Below are 18,283 nucleotides of genomic sequence, written 5' to 3'. Positions count from 1 at the left end.
TTTGCACTATGGCACGCGGCGCGCGACGGCGAGGCGGTTTTGGAGGTATCCCTCCGACTGCGCGTGTTCCTCCGAGACGACGCCGGCGCACACGGTCATCGCGAGACCGATCCCGGTGAGCACCCAGAACGGCCGGAAGTTCTCGAGGCTCAGGCTTGCCGCCTCGACGGCGAACGCCGTCATCGAGAAGAGCAGGAAGGTCGCCGCGCCGTCGCCCCGTAGCCGGGCCAGCGCGAGGCGCGCGAAGGTGATCGTCGGGAGGCTCAGCAGGACCAGCGTGCCTACCATGCCGACCTCGGCGAGCAGACCCAGGTACGTGCTGTGCGGGACGAAGTCGGTGGGCGCGCCCAGCAACGCGGCACAGGCGGCTCGGAACTGGCCGACGCCCACGCCGAGGACGGGCATGCGCTGCCACAGCTCGAGCGCCATCGTCCACAGGCCCAGTCGGGTGTCGTCGACGCCGCCGCCGTGAAGGACCTCGAGCGAGCGCTCCAGGGACGGAGCCTCGAGCACGTCGGGGACCAGGACGACCAGCGCCCCGGTGGCCGCCGCGAACGTGAGCGTGACGAGCCGGAACTGCGAGCCCGCGCGGCCGGCTCCCCCAAGTGCCGCCGTCACCGCCGTGGCGACAAGAAGGCTCACGAACGTCGCCCGTGACCCGGTCAGGAGCACCGCGGCCACCATCGGGACGAGCGGCCAGGACAGCGTCCGCCCGGACGTCGCGAACCGCGCCGCCATGGTGACGCCGATGGACACGAGGAGGTAGACCCCGAAGGCGTTCGGGTCCTCGAAGGTCCCTACCGCCCGGAAGTCGAAGCTCAGCCCGACGTCCACCCCGGCCATGAAGAGGAGCGCGCCGACGACGCCCACCAGCGACACCGCCGCCGCCGTCCAGGCCCACAGCTGCAGGAAGCGGAGGTCCCCCTGGCGAAGGTGGTTCATGGCGCCCACGAACGCCACGACGGCGTACAACGCCATGAGAAACAGCTTCGCGGCGGCCACGACGCCGGCGGGGAACGACGCCCCGTCCAGGAACAGCACCGGCCAGACGAGCGACGCGGCGAGGACGACCTGGACGGCGAGGACGTAGCACAGGAGCAGACCCACGGGCGTCGGTGTCCCGGCCTTGTCCCGGCGTTCAGGGGTGCGGGCCAGGAGAGAGGCGCCCAGCACGCCGACGACCAGCGGGTCGGCGAGCGACGCGTTGAACTGGGCTCCGAGGGGCGGGTAGAAGGAGATCGGCAACGCGACGATGAGGAGCTCGAACGCCGACATCCGCAGCAGCCGGCAGAGCCACGTCCCGGCCACGGCGCTGAGGCCGACCGCGAGCAGGAACAGCAGCGGCGACCGGCTGTCGGCCGCGACGACGACCGTGCTGAACAGTGTGATGGCCAGGGCCACCGCGCCCATCGACCAGCCCCTTCTCGTGGCCCCACGCGCGTCCGGAGCAGCGCCGGCGGACGGCGGGTGTCTCGTGACGTGGTGATGCTAGCCACCGCGGTGCCGTGGGAGGTGCTGTTTCGTAAACCGCAGACGGCGCGGACGCCGGACGGTAGCGTCCGCAAGGCGGTCGTGCGTGGGGGAGAGACGGAGACGGGCGATGGAGCCGGTGGCACCGGTGACGGTCGTGGTGCCGTACTTCAACGCCGCGGACAGCATCGCCCGCGCGCTGGACAGCGTGGTCGCCCAGTCGGTGCCGCCGGCCGAGATCGTCGTCGTCGACGACGGCAGCGACGCTGAGGACGCCCAGCGGTTGCGGCGGATGCTGGCCTCCGGTCGGTACGGGCCGGTCCGGCTGATCGCGCTCGGGGAGAACAGTGGCCCGAGCGCGGCGCGCAACGCCGGCTGGGACGCCGCGGGTCAGCCCTTCATCGCGTTTCTCGACGCCGACGACTCCTGGCACCCCGAGAAGCTCCAGCGCCAGCTGGACCTGTTCCGGCTGCACCCCGAGGCCTCGCTGATCGCCCATCGGGGAGCGGTCCAGGCCGGCAGCGGGCGCCTCGAAGCACGCCTCGACGTCGAACCCGTCATCCGGCGGGTCACCCCCATTCGCCTCATCCTGCGCAACCAGTTCGGCACGCCGGCCGTGATGATCCGCAGCTCTGTTCGGGCCCGGTTCGACGAGCGGGTGCGGTATGCGGAGGACCGGGACCTCTGGATGCGCCTGCTCGTCTCCGGTGAGCTCGTTCTTGTCTCGTCGGACCAGCTGGCGGTGTACCACAAGGCGCTGTACGGCGCCGGAGGTCTGAGCGCGCAGCTGTGGCGGATGGAGAAGGGGGAGCTGGCCGTGTATTGGCGCCTCGCGCGCGCCCGGGCGATCTCACCCGCCCTGCTCGTCCTCGCGGGGGCCCTCTCGCTGGCCAAGCACGCCCGCCGACTCGCCATCGTCGCCGCCCGGACGGCCCGGCGGTCGGGGCCGGACAGTCTCGCGAGTGCCCGTGGCGGGTAGGGGGCCCGGCGCGCAGCAGCTCTCTGGGCCCCGCCCCGCCGTAGGCCCCGGGCTGGTGCTCGCCGGCACGGTCGCCCGGGCCGCGGCGCAATGGGTGCTCGTGTGGATGTTCGCCGTGGGGGACGGCGCCGCCGCGGTCGGCGCGTACTCCTACGCGTTGGCGGTGGCGACACCGGTGTTCTTGCTGCTCACCCTGGGCCTGCGGCAGGTGTGGGTGGCCGGGCATTCCCCCGTGCCGTTCGCTACCTTCTTCCTCGGGCGAGTGGCGACGTCGGTCGTCGCGGCGGCGATCGTCCTGGGCCTCTGCGCCCTGCCGGGCGGACCCGTGCCCGCCCTCGCCCTCCCGGTGGTCGCGTTCAAGGCGCTCGACGCCGTGCTCGACCTGCGCTTCGCGCGGCTGCAACGCGACCGTCCGCCCGCAGCCCTGGGCAGCGCCATGAGCTTCAGCGCCGTGGCCACGGCGGGCGCCGCCGCCGGAGTGTACGGGCTGTCGGGGGAGGTGGTCCCCGCCGTGTGGGCTGCGGTGCTGGGCCCGGCGCTCACCCTCGCCGTCTTCCGCGGTCCACCGGCCCGTCGTCGCCGCGGTCGCCCCCGCAGCGGGCACGTGCGGCGGCTACTGGCGGTCGGCCTGCCCGCAGGTCTCGCCGACGCCCTCACCGCGCTCGCGGGCTATGTCCCCGTCCTCGCCCTCGGTCTGGCGCGGGGTGATGCAGCCGTCGGAGTGTTCTCCACCGCCCTGTATGGCGTCACCCTGGCGAACCTCGCGATGAGCGCCGCGCAGACCGTGCTTCTGGGCCCGCTCGCGGTGGTCGCGGTCGGTCAAGGGCCACGGGAGGTCGTGCGTCGCAGCCGTCGGGTCACCGGCCGCCTTCTGCTCCCCTCCGTGCTCGCTGCCGCCGCCTTGCTCGCGCTCGGCAGGGACATCCTGGGGTGGCTGTACGGCCCGGAGTTCCGGATGCACCCCTCCGAGCTGTGGCCGCTCGCCGCGACGATCGCCCTCACCCCGCTGCTGACTCTCAGCGGCACGGTGCTCATGGCGCTGAACCGCTTCGGGGCCAACATGTGGGCGGCGGCCTTCGCGGTTGCCGGCTCCACCGCCCTGGCATGCGCGTTCGCCACGCTGGGGCGGCTCGGGATGACGGAGGCCGGCGTGGTCCTCCTGACCGGGACGGTCTGCCGTATCGTCACCGCGGGCGCCCTGATAGGGCGGCTGTCGCGGGAGGGAGAGCGGTGCCGTCGTACCGGGTGAGGATGAGTGTCGGCCTCCTGCACCCCGGCGTCGAGCCCGCCGCCGTGCTCCCCGCGGCCGCCGACGCCGCCGCCGCGCTGACCACGGTCGAGGCCCGGGACGTCGCCCTCGTGCGCGGCGAGCCGCTGGTCAGCGTGCGCTTCACCGCCGACGACGACGGCGACGCCGACCACGTCGCCTTCCGGGTGGCCGCCGCGGTGGGCGCGCTTGCCGCGGCCGGACCCGTCCGGCTCGAGTGCCGGGCGGGGGCGCGCTGGCGGCCGGTGCGCTGAGCTGCTGGGGCGCCTGCGCCGGAAATCCGGACACGTTCCCGGAGAACGCCGCCGAAATTCACCCCCGCACCGGGCGACTCACACGCCCGGCCCACCCTCCCTCGCCCTGCTCCTGATCCCAGGGTGAGTCCTCCGAAATCCTCTGCCCTTCACCCTCGGGGCCCCGTCCGCTGGCGGCGCCGCCGCGGTGTGCTTCTCGTGACCGCACGGAGCACACCAAGGAGGGAGGGGACGCCATGGCCCACCGGCACGCGCTCCCTTCCCTCCGGCCGTCGGTCGTCCCGGGAGGGCCGGATGCGCGCACCGGCCGGCGTGGCGGCACGGCGCTCCCCGGCGGTGCCCGGTGAGCGTCGTCGCCGTCATCCCGGCCCACAACGAGGAGGCCTCCGTCGGCCGCACCGTCCGCTCGCTGCGCGCCCAGACCGTCAAGGTCAACCGGGTGCTCGTCGTGTCGGACAACTCCACCGACCGCACGGTCGCCGTCGCCCGCAAGGCCGGGGCGCGCACGATGGTCACCCGAGGCAACACCCACCGCAAGGCCGGTGCGCTCAACCAGGCCCTGGCCACGCTGCGCCTGGCACCGGGCGACTTCGTCCTGGTCATGGACGCCGACACCGAGCTCGTCCCGACCTTCGTCGCCCGGGCGCTTGAGGACCTGCGCGACCCGCGGGTCGGGGCGGTGGGCGCCGTCTTCCGCGGCGAGCACCCGCGCGGCTACCTGCAGTTCATGCAGCGCCTGGAGTGGGCCCGCTACGCCGAGCAGATCGCCCGGACCGGCAAGACGTTCGTCCTCTCCGGCACGGCGGCGCTGATCCGCTGGGAGGCGCTGGTGGCCGTGCGCGAGGCCCGCGGCCACTTCTACGACCCGCACTCCATCACCGAGGACTCCCGCATCACCCTCGACCTCAAGCAGCTCGGCTGGAAGGTGACCTCCCCGGTGGAGTGCCGCGCCACCACCGAGATGATGCCGACGCTGCCGCTGCTGTTCCTCCAGCGCCGACGGTGGTACCTCGGGGCGCTGCAGAACGTCACGGCCTGCGGCCTCAACCGGGTGACCGCGCCCTACTGGGGGCAGCAGGTCATGCTCACCGTCTCGGTCCTGCTCATGGCCACCTACCTGGTCCTCACCACGATCGCGGTGCTCACCGGCAACTTCCGGGTCGACCAGTTCTGGCTCTCGGTCGGGCTGGTCTTCGTCCTCGAGCGCGTGGTGACCGTCTGGGACGAGGGGTGGAAGGCCCGCCTCACCGCCGTCGTCGTCCTGGCCGAGCTCGCCTACGCCCTCGTCCTCCAGGCGGCCTTCCTCGCCGCCGTCGTCCAGCACGCCAGGCGCCAGGAGGGCACCTGGCACCACGTCACCCAAGGAGCGCGAGATGTACGGATCTGACATGTCCTCGGCCGCGGCGCTCGCGGCCACCGGCCTCGCGGTCGGTTACGAGTCGCTCGCGATCGGCGTCCTCGTCCTCGCGGGCGTCGCCGGCCTCACCGCCGCGCGCGTGCTCGCTCGCCGCCTGCTGGGAGAGAGCCGGTGACCCGCCTGCTGGCCGCGCTGCGCGCGGCGTTCGGGGCATCCAAGGGCGACGCCGCCGAGGAGCAGCCGCAGGGCGCGGCCCCCAGTGGCACGCGGGCCCGGCACCGGGCCGAGCCGAGCGTGGACGCACCGCGTCGCGCCGAGGATTACGTACCGGCCGGCCGGCACCGGGCACCCACGCCGGCGTAGTTCATCGCGGGTGACGGCCCTCGAGCAGCGCACCACCCGTGGACCCGCCGACGGGCTAGCGACCTAGTCTGGACCTAGCACGCGAGCGGGGACGGCGACATGACTCAGGGCGGAGCGGCGCTGCAGGCGGCGCTGGCCTATCACCGAGCCTGGACCGGTCAGGACTTCGAGCGGGCGATGACCTACATCGCCGAGGACATCGTGTGCCACGCGCCGGGCGGGGACCTCGTCGGCGCGGAGGCCTTCCGGGGCTTCATGGGGCCGTTCGTCCAGAGCCTCACCGGCGCGGAGCTGCTCGCGGCCTTCGGCGACGACGTCACAGCCGTCGTCGTCTACGTCGCCCACACCGTGCTGGTGAGGGACGCCCCCGGCGCCGAGCTCGTCACGGTCGAGGACGGCCGGATCGCCAGGATGCGGATCATCTTCGACCGGCTGCCCTTCGAGGCCGCCCGTCGGGCGGCCTCCGCGTGAGCTGACCCGGCCCGAGAAACGGCTCAGGCCGCGCCCCGGGAACGGGACGCGGCCTGAGCGCGGCAGTCAGCGGGTCAGCTGATGGCCTTGAGGGCGTCGGCGATGCCCTCGCCGTAGTAGCTGTTGTTCAGCTCCGTGCCCACGCACGCGGCGCCGACGGTCAGCGTCGTGCACGAGTGGTCGCGGGCCTGCTCACGCAGCGCGGTGACCACCTGCTCCGGGGTGTACTCCGGGTGGGCGGAGACCAGCAGCGCCGCGACGCCCGCCACGTGCGGGGCAGCCATCGAGGTGCCGCTGAGCAGCGCGTACCGGCCGCCGGTGTAGGTGGACAGGATGCGCGAACCCGGGGCCGCGACGTCGATGACGTCCAGGCCGCGGTTGGAGAAGGACGCCAGGTCCTCGGTCTGCGTGGTGGCCGAGACGGTCACCACGCCCGGCAGCTCGGTGGGGATGTCGTGGCAGCCGCCGTTGATGACGCGCTTCACCGGCTTCGGAGCGTCGTTGGGGCTCCCGGCGTCGGTGGTCTTGTTCGCCAGGTCATAGGAGCTGTTGCCGGCCGCGGCGACGGAGACCACGCCCTTCTTCTGGGAGTAGGCGACGGCGCGGCGCACGGCCTCCTTGGCGGCGGCCTGGTCGCTCTGGTCGTCGCACCAGAACTCGAACGGGTCGACGTAGTAGCTGTTGTTGGTCACGTCCATGCCGTGCTCGGCGGCCCAGACGAACCCGCACACCGCGTACTCCGGGTAGATGAACCCGTCGTCGTTGACGACCTTCACCGACGCCATGCGCACGTTCGGCGCCACGCCGACGATGCCCGTGCCGTTGCGCGCCGCCGCGATGGTGCCGGCCACGTGCGTGCCGTGCGCCGACGTCGTCGGCTCCCAGGAGCCGGTGGAGGTGTCGGGCCGGCCGGCGTCGACGCAGCTGACCGAGCTGGCCTTGTCGATGTTCGGCGCGAGGTCGGGGTGGGTGGACTCGATGCCGCTGTCCAGCACGCCGACGAGGACGCTGCGGGCGCCGTCGGTGATGGCGTGGGCGTCGTCGGCGTTGATCTGCGCCATGTCCCACTGCTCGCCCTCGCGGGGGTCGGCGGCCGGGGCGACGTCGAACACCTCGCCGGCGGCGAAGCCGTTCAGGTGCGGCTGCCCGTTGGCCTTTTTGTAGGCGGCGGCGCCGCGCGAGCCCGGGGTGCGCGGGGTGTCGGCGGTGGCCGGGGTGCCCTCGGAGACCGCGACGGTGCGGGTGGCGCCGACGGACTGCACGGCAGCCTTGTTCTTGAGCACGTCCTGGCGGAAGGTCGAGGCCGTGGAGTGCGCGACGACGACGCCGATCTGCGGCCAGGACTGCACGACGATGCCGCCGGCGTCCTCGACCGCCCGCTCCACCAGGCGGGTCTGCCCAGGGGTGGCCTGCTTGGCGTTGACGACGTAGCTCATGAGCTGGCCGTCGGGCGTGGCGATGGGGACGGGCGTGGACGGCGGCTCCGCCGTCGGTGCAGCGCTGGCCGGCCCGGCCAGGAACGCGGCGCCCAGGAGCACCGCGGCGGTGGCGCCGGCGCCGAGACGACGGCGGCGCGAGAGGTGACGAGACAAAAGAAGACTCCCCCTAGTTCGATGTCTGCACCGGACAACGCTGTCCGGTGATCGGGGAGTGTAGCGGCGCTCACGTTTCGAAAATGTCTCTTCTCATACAGCCCTCGGTCGCGCTCCCGGGACCATGGGGCAAACCCCTCCCGAGAGACGCTGTCGGCATTACGCTGACGCCCGTCCACAAACCGAGGGAGGCGGCATGAGCTACGAGGTCCACCTCACCCGGGCCGAGCTGCCCTGGGAGAGCGCCGAGCAGCCGATCGACCTGGGGGAGTGGCTCGCGTACGCCGGGGCCCGGCCCGACCTGCGGGTGAACGGGCGGATCGGGTGGGCGGACGGCACCGAGGTCCCGGTCTACGAGTACCGGTGCGCCGCCGGCTACCCCGTCTCGCTGACCTGGGGCGAGGGTGCCGTCGCGGTCAAGGGCTGGCTGACGAGGACGCCGCGCGTGAGCTGCTGCCCCTGGCCGCGGGACTGCGGGCGAACCTGGTGGGCGACGACGGCGAGCGCTACACCGGCGACGGCGTCGTCTGGCTGGACTAACGGGTCCGCTGGCGCCGGTCGAGCTGCCCGCAAGAACCGAGTCGCACCGGATGGCGCGGCTGGGAGCTATGTGGCAGTGAAGTGCGGCTTGTGACGGCGGCGCGGTTCAGATGTCACAGATTCAGGGCGATCTGGGCGATCGTCTGCACCGCCGGGACGATCTGCGCCAGCGACTCCTTGTAGACCTGGGGCGTACGGCGGAACGGGTCGACGACGTCGTCCAGCTCGGCGGGAACGTGGGCCCGGCGGGCGGCAGCAAGCGGCACGAGAGCCGCAAGGCGGTCAGCGGGAGAGGTGCCCGGCCAGGATGCGGCGGCCAGCTCGTCGCGGTCCACCTGGTCTGCAAGCCGGGCCAGCTCACGAAGCGTGAAGGTGCGCCGCACGGCGGCAGGGTGAAGCGCGACGACGCTGGCGCGGTGCTCACGGGTCAGCGGCAGTATGAGGTCGGCCTCACGCACCATCGGCTCGGTGATCTGTCGGGCCGCGAAGCCCCCGACATCCGCCCCCTGAGCCCGCAGCAGGTCAGCCATCGGCTCGTCTATCGGCGCGTCCACCAGCGCGCCAAGCCCGGCGCTGTGCACGGTCACCCCCTCGCTGTTGCCAAGCACGGGGCGTAGGAGGCGCTCGACGGCGGGGGAGCGGCAGACGTTCCCGGTGCACACGGCAAGGATCGTGAAGCCGCGGGGATGTGCCATCTCAGCCCCGGGCTGCTCGGAGGCTCTCTGCACGTTCGATCCCCTGCCCGGCTGGATCACTTTGCTGACTCGCTCCGGGGCCCCCGGGCGCGGCGCTCGTGGACGAAGCCCCACCCGATGGCGAGGACGCCCATCGCCAGGCCCGCGAAGCAGACGTCGAGCAGCGCTGCGTCGACGGCTCCGGTGACGATGAGGACGGCGACCACCGCCGTCGCCACGGCCCAGACGATCGTCCCGGTGACCGTCAGTGTGACGGCGTTGACCTTGGCCGGTGGCGGGTTGGGGCGACGCTCGAAGAAGCGGGGCTGGGGCACGGCTCGATCGTAGGCCGGGCGGCGACGGCGCGTGCGCTGCACGAGGCCGGATCGCCCCCCCTTGACCGTCAGGTGAGACAGCTTTCCCACCATGTGGGCCGAAAGGGCCAACCATCCCGCGCAGTGGGACGATTCGGCAACGTGAGCACCACCGCGCCGAGCGCGCCCCCCACGTCCCTCGGTCGTCTGGACCGCTTCTTCCGCCTCACCGAGCGCGGCTCCACCGTCGGGTCGGAGATCCGCGGCGGTCTGGCCACGTTCTTCGCGATGGCCTACGTCCTCGTGGTCAACGCCGGGATCCTCTCCGGCCCCGACTCCACCGGCGCCTACCTCGGCGGCGGCACGTCGCCCAACGTCCCCGCCATCGCCGCCGCCACGGCCCTCGTGGCCGGCATCATGACGATCCTCATGGGCGTGGCAGCCAACTACCCCCTCGCGCTGGCCGCCGGCATGGGCATCAACGCCCTGATCGCGTTCACCATCGTCCAGCTGCCCGGCATGACCTGGGCCGACGGCATGGGTCTGGTGGTCCTCGAGGGTCTCGTCATCCTCGTCCTGGTCCTCACCGGGCTGCGGGCCGCGGTGTTCAAGGCCGTGCCGCACACTCTCAAGGTCGCCATCTCGGTCGGCATCGGCCTGTTCATCGCCCTCGTCGGCCTGGTCAACGCCGGCATCGTGCGTCCGGGCGGCACGCCCCTCCAGCTGGGCATCAACGGCTCGCTGGGTGGCTGGCCGGCCGTGGTGTTCGTGTTCGGGCTGTTCCTCATCGCCGTGCTCATGGTCCGCAGGGTCCGGGGCGCCATCCTGATCGGCATCGTGGCGGCCGCCGTGCTGGCCGCGATCATCGAGGCGGTGGCGCACATCGGCGCCAAGAGTGACGCCAACCCGGCGGGCTGGGCGCTGAGCGCCCCGACGCTGAGCGGCTCGCCCGTCCAGCTCCCGGACTTCAGCACGCTCGGCCAGTTCTCCCTCTTCGGGGCGTTCGAGAAGCTGGGCCCGCTCGCGGCGATCCTGCTGATCTTCTCCATCATGCTCGCCGACTTCTTCGACACGATGGGCACGATGGTCGCCATCGGCGCGGAGGGGAACCTGCTCGACGCCGAAGGCAACCCGCCGAACACCCGCAACATCCTCGTCGTCGACTCCCTCGCCGCCGCTGCGGGTGGCGCCGCCGGCGTCTCGTCCAACACCAGCTACATCGAGTCGGCGACCGGCGTCGGCGCGGGTGCCCGCACCGGTCTCTCGGCCGTCGTCACCGGGCTGGCGTTCCTCGTGGCGATGTTCTTCTCGCCGCTCGTGGCGTTCGTGCCCTTCGAGGCGGCCAGCCCCGCCCTCGTCATCGTCGGGTTCCTCATGATGACCCAGGTCGTGGAGATCCCGTGGCGTGACACCGCCATCGCCATCCCGGCCTTCCTCACCATGGTGATGATGCCGTTCGCCTTCTCCATCACCGCCGGCATCGGCGCGGGCTTCATCGCCTACGTGGTGCTCTGCGCCGTGACCAAGGGCGGCGTGCGCCGGGTGCACTGGCTCATGTGGGTCGTCTCCGCGCTGTTCGTCATCTACTTCGCCCTCGGGCCGATCCAGCACGCGCTCGGGATCTGACGGGCTCTGTCAGGGCTCGGGCCCCATCCGCGTCGCGGATGGGGCCCGGGTGTTTGTGCGCGGGTGCGCGACCCGTTTCCGGCTGATCGGCGCGTCGGCGGTCGCCGGCCGAGGTCTCAGGATCCGGCGTCGGGCACCGTCAGCATCTCCGCCGCGCTGTAGCGCTTCCCGACGGCCAGGTCGTACTGGACGAGCCGGTACTGGTCGAGCAGGTGCCGGGCCTGCGGCGACAGGTCGGCCTCGGTCACCTGCTCGCCGCGGTCGTTGAGCACTGCGAGGACCTCGTACGCCGGGACCTGCTGGGCCAGCCGCTCGAGCAGGGCGTTGTAGGGCGTCAGCGGCGCGTTGGCGGTGTCGAGCATGCGGTTGACGAGGAACGTCGGGCTCAGCGGAGGCGTGGCCGGCAGCGGGGCGGTGGGGAAGTTCGCGTAGACCAGGTAGGGCGTCTCGTGCTGCACCACGGGCGGGTTCATGGCCAGCGCCGCGGGCGGCCAGGCGCCGGGCAGGTGGTCGCCGTAGAACAGCACGATGGTGCGCTCGTCCAGCCGGTCCAGGTCGCCGACGAGCTGGGCGAGGGCGTCGTCGCTGTAGCGCAGCCCGCGCAGGTACTGACCGAGGTCCCCGGCCTCGGCGGGGTCGAACGGCCCGGTGACGTCGATGGGGTCGTCGTACAGGCCCCAGAACGGCAGGTGGTTCTGCATCGTCACCACGTTCATCAGCAGCGGCCGGTCCGAGGCGCGCAGCTCGTCGACCACCTCCTTGTACGTGGCGGCGTCGGAGACGTACGGGTTCCGCTCCACATGGTCCCGGTGGACCATGTCGCCTTCGAAGACTCGGCGGTCGAACCCGAGGGCCGGGTAGACGACGTCGCGGCGGTAGAAGCTGGCGACGAAGGGGTGGATCGCCAGGGTGTCCCGCCCCTCGGCGAGGCTGGTGACGAAGGACGGGAACGTGTCCTCGTGGGGAATGAGGGTCTGGAACGGCGTGCGCATCTGCGGCTCGAAGTTGCGCAGCGCCATCCCGGTGAGCACCTCGAACTCGACGTTGGCGGTCCCGCCGCCGAAGGCGGGCGTGAGGATGGTGCCCGAGGTGGTGGCGGACATGAGCCGACGCGTGAACGGCAGCGGGTCCTCCTCCAGGTGCACGCCGAGCATGCGCAGCGGGTCGGAGACGGTCTCGCCCAGGACGATGACGATGTTCGTGTCGGCCAGCGCCGCCGGGTCTCGGGTGGCGTTGATCGTCAGGGCCGCCTCGCGGTACTCCGCGGCGATCTGGCGCATGGTGGATTCGTCGTAGCCGGGCGGGCGGGGCATGACCGGGCCCGGCATGTTGTACAGCAGCCCGGCGAGGAACCCGTTGGTGGCGTAGTTGTCCACCTGGTCCCACGACGCCCACTCGGCCCCGGCACGCTCGTAGACGGGCCGGAGCGGCGCGCCCGGCCGGTTGAACAGCCCGGCGCCGACCAGCAGCGCCCCGGACAGCACGCCGCAGACCGCCTGGGCCGCCAAGCGTCCTCGGCGCGGACGCGCTGCCGGCAGGCGCCCCCGCCGCGCCAGGCGCGCGAGCCCGTACGCGGCGGCCAGCAGTGCGACGACCAGTGCCGCCAGGGCGAGCACCCCGCGCGCCCCGGCGGCGTCGACGAGCAGCCGGGGATGGGTGAGGTACTCGACGTCGGCCGGGAAGACCGGCTCGAGCCGCAGCCGCATCTTCCAGACGTCGGCGACGGCGAGCACCGTCGCCAGCGCGAGGGTCCCGCCGAGCGCGATCCAGAGCCGGCCGCTGAGGGCGAAGAGCAGGCCGAGGACGGCCCACACCAGCAGCCCGCCGAGCAGCAGCAGTCCCGGGCGCTCGGTCTGCAGCAGGGTGAGGGTGGCCACGACCGGGTGGGTGCCGGCGTGGGCGCGCTCCAGCCCGTAGGCGACGGCGAGCGCGACGCCGGCGGTCAGGGCGGTCAGCAGCGCCGACCGCACGAGCCGGCGCGCCGTCCGTCGCGGTGGCGGTTGTGACGGGCGGGAGCTGGTGGCGGTGATCGGCCGGGAGGTCGCCATCGGGTCCCTAGGGCGGGAGCAGGCAGGGAAAGGGAGGCGGCTGCCTCGTGGCACCGGGGTGCGGCGGCGTGAGGCGGTCAGCGTAGCGTCGGCAGAGAGGTCTGGCCCGCCGGTACGGGCCCAGCGCCGGCGCTGTCACTGCGCCCAGGTGACCTCGTCCGCCGCAGCCATCGCGACGATCGTCCGCACGTCCGCGGGGTGGGCGTGCGCGAGCGCCTCGACGGGGCAGCGGCCACCGAGGTCGGGCCGCGATCGGCGCATCCACCGCGCCTTCTCGACGGCGGAGCGCTCGCCGAGGGCCCGCCAGACGTCGGACAGGCCCTCGATCACCCGCCCGTCGGGATGGAACTGCCACACGGGGAAGTGCGCCTCGCCGGACCTGTCGCGCACGGCGAGGAGCTCCCCGGCGCGGACCCGGCGGCGGATGCGCTGCTCGCTCAGGCCCAGCCACCATTCGAGGTCGACCGAGGTGTAGAACGGCCCGATCAGGGCCTTCCACCGCTCCGAGACCGCCATGGCTCCTCCCTCGCCGCTGTCGCGCTCAAGGTAGTCCGCGCCGAGGCCCGCCAGGAGCGTTTCGAGCGACAACTGTCGGCCATTCGCGCACGTGAGAGGCGCGCTGCCCGCCGTCACCGCCCGGTCACGTCATGGCCATATTTCCGCCATCGAGTCTCCGTAACGTGCCCGGGTCATCACCGCACCGTCGGAAGGAACGTTTGTGTCCCGTTTGATGCCTCGCCTCGCCGGACTGGCCGCCGCGGCACTGGTGGCGCTGCCGGTGGTCGCCGCCACCACGCCCGCCACCGCGGCCGCCGCCAACCCCGCCACCGCCTGCGCCGACGCCCCCCTCACGCCCGTCACCCCGGGCGCCGCGTTCAACAACCCCGCGGCGGGTCGGGCTACCGGGGTCGTCGAGCAGATCTGCAGCCTCGTCAAGCAGGCGCCCCAGGGCTCCCAGATCCGCCTCGCCCACTTCGTCATCTCCGGCGCGGCAGGGATGGACTTCGCGGACGTGCTGCTGGCGGCCCGGGATCGCGGCGTCGACGTCCAGGTGGTCCTGGACGGCTGGCAGGTGGACAACCCCGCGTCGGTGGCCCTCATCGAGGCGCTCGGCCAGGACACGTCCGCCGGCTCCTGGGTGCACGTGTGCGGCAACGTCTCGCCGGAGGGCAACACCTCCTCGTGCATCGGCACCAAGGGCCAGCACAACAAGTTCTACCTGTTCTCCGAGACCGGGGGAGCGAAGAACGTCGTCGTCCAGTCCTCGGCCAACTTCACCGACGTCAACTCGCGCACCTACTGGAACAACGCGGTCGTCCTGCCCGGCAACCACCGGCTCTACGACGCGTACAACGCCTACTTCGAGGACCTCGCCGCCGAGGTACAGGACCCCGACTACTACCGCCAGGTCACCACCGCCGGCCCGGGCGGCCCGGTGACCGCGCACTTCTTCCCCAGCGCCGACGCCGACCCCGTGCTCGAGCGGCTGAACGAGCTGGGCTGCAAGCGCGACGGCGCCACCGAGGTCCGGGTGGGCATGTCCGAGTGGGACGCCACCCGGCTCGGCATCGCCGACCGCCTCGTGGAGATGGCGGAGGACGGCTGCGCGGTGCGGGTGGTGCACGGCCCGATGGTCCAGGAGGTCGCCGACACCTTCGCCGCGGCCGGCATCGACCTGCGCGCGCTCAACAGCGGCACGCTGCCCGGGCGCATCCACTCCAAGTACCTCATCGTCGACGGCGCCACCGGCACCCGCTCCGGTGGCCAGATCATCCTGACCGGCAGCCCGAACTTCAACACCACGTCCCTGCACCGCAACGACGAGGCGATGCTCGAGCTGCGCGACAAGGCGATCTACGAGCAGTACGAGGAGAACTTCGAGACCATGTGGGCCGCCGCGGCCCGGGGCTGATCGCGCCGGCGACGGCGCCCGCCCGGGACTGGTGCGGGCGCCGTCGGCCATGCGCTTCAGCGCCGCTTGGTGGCCTTGGCGAGCAGCTCGCGGGCCTTCCGCTGGTTCTCCGGCTTGGCCGCCTCGCGGCTGAGGACCTGGATGCCCTTGGCGACCACCGCGCCCTTGAGCGCCTTCTTGACGAAGCCCATCGTCTCCTCCTCGTCTCGCGTCAGGTGTCCGTGCCACGGTAGGAGACGCGGCGGCGTGCGGCGCGCTCGCGGCCGGGGTCGGGCGGCGCCGCCCGGACGGGAATGGCTGCCGGACAGAGGCGTTGACGCGGACGTGCGCGCCATCGGAGTCACCCAGTTCGGCGGTCCCGACCAGCTCGAGGTCGTGAACCTCCCCGAGCCTCACGCAGGACCCGGCGAGGTGCGGGTGCGCGTGCGCGCAGCCACGGTCAACCCCACCGACACCGGGCTGCGCGCCGGCCTGCGGGCGCAGGCGCTCGAGCAGGCCGGGTTGCGCCCGCCCTACATCCCCGGCATGGAGCTCGCCGGCGAGATCGACGAGGTCGGCGACGGCGCCCCGTGGTGCCCGGGCGAGCAGGTGATGGCCATCGCGCTGCCCGTCAGCCCGCACGGCGGCGCCTACGCCGAGCAGGTGGTGGTCCCGGCCGCCCAGGTGGCCCGCGTGCCCGTCGGCACCGACCTCGTCCGTGCCGCGACGGTGCCGATGAACGGGCTCACCGCGCTGCTCGCCCTCGACGGGCTCGGGCTGCGGACCGGGCAGACCGTCGCCATCACCGGCGCGGCCGGCGCGCTGGGCGGGTACGCCGTCCAGCTGGCCAAGGCCCGCGGGCTGCGGGTCGTCGCCGACGCCAGCGAGCGCGACGAGGAGCTCGTCCGCTCCCTCGGCGCCGACGCCGTGGTGCGCCGCGGCCCGGACGTCGTGGCGCGGTTGCGGCAGGTCGTGCCCGAGGGGGTGCCCGGCCTGGTCGACGCCTCCGTCCAGCTCACCGAGGTGGTGCCCGCGATCGCCGACGGCGGCACGCTGGCCGTCGTGCGGGGCTGGGACGGCGAGCCAGGACGCGGCATCCGCCTCCACCGCGTGATGGTCGCGCAGGTGGCCGGCCGCACGGACTGGCTCGACGAGCTGCGCCGCGACGTCGAGGAGGGGCGGCTCACCCCGCGAGTCGCCCGGACCTTCCCCGCCGAGCAGGCGCCCGAGGCGCACCGGGTGCTCGAGGCGGGCGGGACCCGGGGGCGGCTGGTGCTGACGTTCTGACGTCCGCGGCTCCCCGTCCTCACCCCGGCAGGAGGACGCCGAACACCCGCGAGCGTGGCGTCCAGCCGTCGGTGAACCAGTCCTCCTCGCCGGCGGCGAGGCGAGCGGCCGTACGGGCCATGACCTTCTGGCTGGCCAGCCGCGAGGTGATCACCGCCGGAGGATAGCGGATCGCCGTCCTCGCCGAGGGTGCCGGCGGCGACCCCTCGAGTGGGCCGGCTCACGATCGTTACCCCTAGTAATTAGCAATGCTAATGACTTAGACTAACGATCGGTATGACTCAGACCTCTCCCACCCCGTCCCGCGCCGAGCGCCGCCCCGACCTGGCGACCAACCTGCGCATCGCCGTCCTGCGCCTGTCGCGCCGGCTCCGCAGCGAGTCCGGCCAGCTGACCGAGGCGCAGTACTCGGTGGTCTCGGCGCTGTGCCACCTGGGTCCCATGAGCCCGGGGCAGCTCGCCGAGCACGACAAGGTGCAGCGGCCATCGATGACCCGGACGGTGGCGGCGTTGGAGGAGCGGGGGCTGGTCACCCGCGCGGCCCACCCGGACGACAAGCGGCAGGTGGTCGTCGCGGTGACCGACGCCGGCCGCGACCTGATCCGGGAGGTCAAGCGGCGTCGGAACGCGTGGCTGGACAGGCGGCTCGCCAAGCTCACGCCGGCGGAACGGGAGATCGTCGCCCAGGCCGCCATGATCCTGCGGAAGGTGGTGGAGGAATGACCCGGACGTTCTACTCGCTGCGGTACTTCAACTACCGCCTGTGGTTCGTCGGCGCCCTGGTCGCCAACGTCGGCACCTGGATGCAGCGTGTGGCGCAGGACTGGCTGGTGCTGACCGTCCTGTCGAAGGACTCCGGCCTCGCCGTCGGCATCGTCACCGGCCTGCAGTTCCTGCCCATGCTGCTGCTCAGCCCGGTCGCGGGACTGGTGGCGGACCGGCTACCGCGGCGCAAGCTGCTCGTGGCCACCCAGGCCGCGCTCGGGCTGCTCGCCGCCGGCCTCGGCGTCCTCGTGCTCACCGGCGTCGCCGAGCTGTGGCACGTGTACGTCTTCGCCCTGGGCCTGGGCGTGGTGACCGCCTTCGACAACCCGGTGCGCCAGACCTTCGTGGCCGAGATGGTCCCCGCCAAGGACCTGCCCAACGCCGTCGGGCTGAACTCCACGTCCTTCAACGCCGCCCGGCTGATCGGCCCGGGCCTGGCCGGGCTGCTCATCGCCGCGGTGGGGCCGGGGTGGATCTTCATCATCAACGCCGTCTCCTTCGGCGCGACGATCTTCTCCCTGACCCTCATGCGGGCGCGGGAGCTGCAGGTCCTGCCGCACGCGGGACGGGGCAAGGGGCAGGTGCGCGCGGGCGTGGAGTACGTCCGGCGCCGCTCGGACATCGTCGTGATCCTCGTGGTCGTCGGCGTGGTCAGCGCCCTGGGCCTGAACTTCCAGCTGACCTCGGCCACCATGGCGCGCGTGGAGTTCGGCAAGGGGGCGGGGGAGTACGGCGTCCTCGGCTCGGTGATGGCGCTGGGCACCCTCGCCGGGGCCCTGCTGGCGGCCCGGCGCCGGCGCCCGCGGGTGCGGCTGGTGGTCGGCGCCGCCCTGGCCTTCGGGGTGGCCATGGGCATCCAGGCGCTCATGCCCACCTACGAGCTGTACGCGCTGATGTGCATCCCGGTGGGGCTGTTCTCGCTGACCATGATGACGGCGGCCAACACCACCATCCAGATGTCCACCGAGCCGGCCATGCGCGGGCGGGTGATGAGCCTGTACATGATGGTCTTCCTCGGCTCCACCCCCATCGGCTCGCCGATCGTCGGCTGGATCTCCGAGCAGTGGGGGCCGCGCTGGTCCGTCGGGGTCGGCGCGATCGCCTCGATCCTCGTGGCGATCGGGGCCGCAGTGTGGGTCCAGCGGCACTGGCACGTGCGGGTGAGCTACTCCCTGCTGCACCGCCCGCACCTCGCCGTGGTCGGCCCGGGCGAGCGGTACACCCGCCAGATGGAGCGCGCCGAGCGTGAGCTCGCCAAGGTTGCCATGGGCGCCGAGGAGGCGCAGCAGCGCACGGCGAGCGCCTGAGCTCTCGCCGTGCCGCGGGCCTGCCTCGTGTCTCCTCCCACCCGCCCCGCGTTGCGGCGCCTCGTGGGCCGGGACAGG

Annotated in this window: 21 protein-coding genes; 13 read left to right on the top strand and 8 right to left on the bottom strand. The window is 72.8% G+C overall.

Annotated features, from left to right (window positions below; genetic code table 11):
• Positions 1-6: 6 nt before the first annotated feature.
• Positions 7-1,410, bottom strand: a complete 1,404-nt coding sequence (locus GD970_RS10345; RefSeq protein WP_152202805.1) for an O-antigen ligase family protein — start codon at positions 1,408-1,410, stop codon at positions 7-9.
• Positions 1,411-1,600: 190 nt separating this feature from the next.
• Here GD970_RS10345 and GD970_RS10340 point away from each other — a divergent pair, with 190 nt between their 5' ends.
• From GD970_RS10340 to GD970_RS10315, 7 genes are all read left to right on the top strand, one after another.
• Entirely contained in the window at positions 1,601-2,449 is an 849-nt protein-coding gene (locus GD970_RS10340; protein WP_152202804.1) for a glycosyltransferase family 2 protein, read from the top strand.
• 55 nt (positions 2,450-2,504) lie between these two features.
• Positions 2,505-3,698 (top strand): polysaccharide biosynthesis protein, encoded by a 1,194-nt coding sequence (locus tag GD970_RS10335; protein WP_152202803.1) that lies wholly within the window; start codon positions 2,505-2,507, stop codon positions 3,696-3,698.
• Between the two features lie 2 nt (positions 3,699-3,700).
• A complete protein-coding gene (locus GD970_RS10330) occupies positions 3,701-3,970 on the top strand; it encodes a hypothetical protein (protein ID WP_152202802.1) in 270 nt (89 codons plus the stop codon).
• A 343-nt stretch (positions 3,971-4,313) separates the two neighbouring features.
• The gene (locus tag GD970_RS10325; protein ID WP_152202801.1) at positions 4,314-5,357 is read left to right on the top strand and encodes a glycosyltransferase family 2 protein; all 1,044 of its coding nucleotides are present in this window, start codon (positions 4,314-4,316) and stop codon (positions 5,355-5,357) included.
• Entirely contained in the window at positions 5,344-5,502 is a 159-nt protein-coding gene (locus GD970_RS21620) for a hypothetical protein (RefSeq protein ID WP_155524115.1), read from the top strand. Before GD970_RS10325 ends, GD970_RS21620 begins: the two co-directional genes overlap by 14 nt.
• Positions 5,499-5,690 carry a hypothetical protein gene (locus tag GD970_RS10320; RefSeq protein ID WP_152202800.1) on the top strand — a complete coding sequence of 64 codons (192 nt, stop codon included), beginning with the start codon at positions 5,499-5,501 and terminating at the stop codon, positions 5,688-5,690. The genes GD970_RS21620 and GD970_RS10320 overlap by 4 nt, the downstream gene beginning before the upstream one ends.
• Positions 5,691-5,789: 99 nt before the next feature.
• Positions 5,790-6,161, top strand: a complete 372-nt coding sequence (locus GD970_RS10315) for a nuclear transport factor 2 family protein (protein ID WP_152202799.1) — start codon at positions 5,790-5,792, stop codon at positions 6,159-6,161.
• 74 nt (positions 6,162-6,235) lie between these two features.
• On the opposite strand, the gene GD970_RS10310 is transcribed toward GD970_RS10315, so the two are convergent.
• A complete protein-coding gene (locus tag GD970_RS10310) occupies positions 6,236-7,753 on the bottom strand; it encodes a S8 family peptidase (RefSeq protein ID WP_226925269.1) in 1,518 nt (505 codons plus the stop codon).
• A 196-nt stretch (positions 7,754-7,949) separates the two neighbouring features.
• Here GD970_RS10310 and GD970_RS10305 point away from each other — a divergent pair, with 196 nt between their 5' ends.
• Complete coding sequence (locus GD970_RS10305) at positions 7,950-8,387, top strand: hypothetical protein (RefSeq protein ID WP_152202798.1); 438 nt, start codon at positions 7,950-7,952, stop codon at positions 8,385-8,387.
• 19 nt (positions 8,388-8,406) lie between these two features.
• Here the strand turns inward: GD970_RS10305 and GD970_RS10300 are convergent, their stop codons facing one another.
• Together GD970_RS10300 and GD970_RS10295 are read right to left on the bottom strand one after the other, a co-directional pair.
• Entirely contained in the window at positions 8,407-8,988 is a 582-nt protein-coding gene (locus tag GD970_RS10300; RefSeq protein ID WP_152202815.1) for an arsenate reductase/protein-tyrosine-phosphatase family protein, read from the bottom strand.
• A 56-nt stretch (positions 8,989-9,044) separates the two neighbouring features.
• Positions 9,045-9,302 carry a DUF2530 domain-containing protein gene (locus GD970_RS10295; RefSeq protein ID WP_170297246.1) on the bottom strand — a complete coding sequence of 86 codons (258 nt, stop codon included), beginning with the start codon at positions 9,300-9,302 and terminating at the stop codon, positions 9,045-9,047.
• A gap of 141 nt (positions 9,303-9,443) precedes the next feature.
• Here GD970_RS10295 and GD970_RS10290 point away from each other — a divergent pair, with 141 nt between their 5' ends.
• Positions 9,444-10,907 carry an NCS2 family permease gene (locus GD970_RS10290; RefSeq protein ID WP_211489791.1) on the top strand — a complete coding sequence of 488 codons (1,464 nt, stop codon included), beginning with the start codon at positions 9,444-9,446 and terminating at the stop codon, positions 10,905-10,907.
• Between the two features lie 116 nt (positions 10,908-11,023).
• On the opposite strand, the gene GD970_RS10285 is transcribed toward GD970_RS10290, so the two are convergent.
• Entirely contained in the window at positions 11,024-12,955 is a 1,932-nt protein-coding gene (locus GD970_RS10285) for an LTA synthase family protein (protein ID WP_152202795.1), read from the bottom strand.
• 135 nt (positions 12,956-13,090) lie between these two features.
• A complete protein-coding gene (locus GD970_RS10280; protein ID WP_152202794.1) occupies positions 13,091-13,471 on the bottom strand; it encodes a hypothetical protein in 381 nt (126 codons plus the stop codon).
• 202 nt (positions 13,472-13,673) lie between these two features.
• Here GD970_RS10280 and GD970_RS10275 point away from each other — a divergent pair, with 202 nt between their 5' ends.
• Positions 13,674-14,867: a phospholipase D-like domain-containing protein gene (locus GD970_RS10275; RefSeq protein WP_211489790.1), complete on the top strand. Its 1,194-nt coding sequence runs from the start codon at positions 13,674-13,676 to the stop codon at positions 14,865-14,867.
• A 56-nt stretch (positions 14,868-14,923) separates the two neighbouring features.
• On the opposite strand, the gene GD970_RS22495 is transcribed toward GD970_RS10275, so the two are convergent.
• Entirely contained in the window at positions 14,924-15,058 is a 135-nt protein-coding gene (locus tag GD970_RS22495; RefSeq protein WP_264372239.1) for a hypothetical protein, read from the bottom strand.
• A 133-nt stretch (positions 15,059-15,191) separates the two neighbouring features.
• On the opposite strand from GD970_RS22495, the gene GD970_RS10270 reads away from it, so the two are divergent.
• On the top strand, positions 15,192-16,133 hold the full coding sequence (locus GD970_RS10270) for an NADP-dependent oxidoreductase (protein WP_152202793.1): 942 nt from the start codon (positions 15,192-15,194) through the stop codon (positions 16,131-16,133).
• Positions 16,134-16,152: 19 nt separating this feature from the next.
• On the opposite strand, the gene GD970_RS22490 is transcribed toward GD970_RS10270, so the two are convergent.
• A complete protein-coding gene (locus GD970_RS22490; protein WP_264372238.1) occupies positions 16,153-16,287 on the bottom strand; it encodes a hypothetical protein in 135 nt (44 codons plus the stop codon).
• A gap of 122 nt (positions 16,288-16,409) precedes the next feature.
• Between GD970_RS22490 and GD970_RS10265 the strand changes: the two genes are divergently transcribed.
• Both GD970_RS10265 and GD970_RS10260 read left to right on the top strand, forming a co-directional pair.
• The gene (locus GD970_RS10265; RefSeq protein ID WP_152202792.1) at positions 16,410-16,856 is read left to right on the top strand and encodes a MarR family winged helix-turn-helix transcriptional regulator; all 447 of its coding nucleotides are present in this window, start codon (positions 16,410-16,412) and stop codon (positions 16,854-16,856) included.
• Positions 16,853-18,205 (top strand): MFS transporter, encoded by a 1,353-nt coding sequence (locus tag GD970_RS10260; RefSeq protein ID WP_152202791.1) that lies wholly within the window; start codon positions 16,853-16,855, stop codon positions 18,203-18,205. Before GD970_RS10265 ends, GD970_RS10260 begins: the two co-directional genes overlap by 4 nt.
• Positions 18,206-18,283: the final 78 nt, after the last annotated feature.

The sequence above is a fragment of the Georgenia thermotolerans genome, assembly GCF_009193185.1.
Lineage (GTDB): Bacteria > Actinomycetota > Actinomycetes > Actinomycetales > Actinomycetaceae > Georgenia > Georgenia thermotolerans.
Note: the sequence above shows the minus strand (reverse complement) of the source record. Positions and strands in the feature narration are given on the sequence as shown.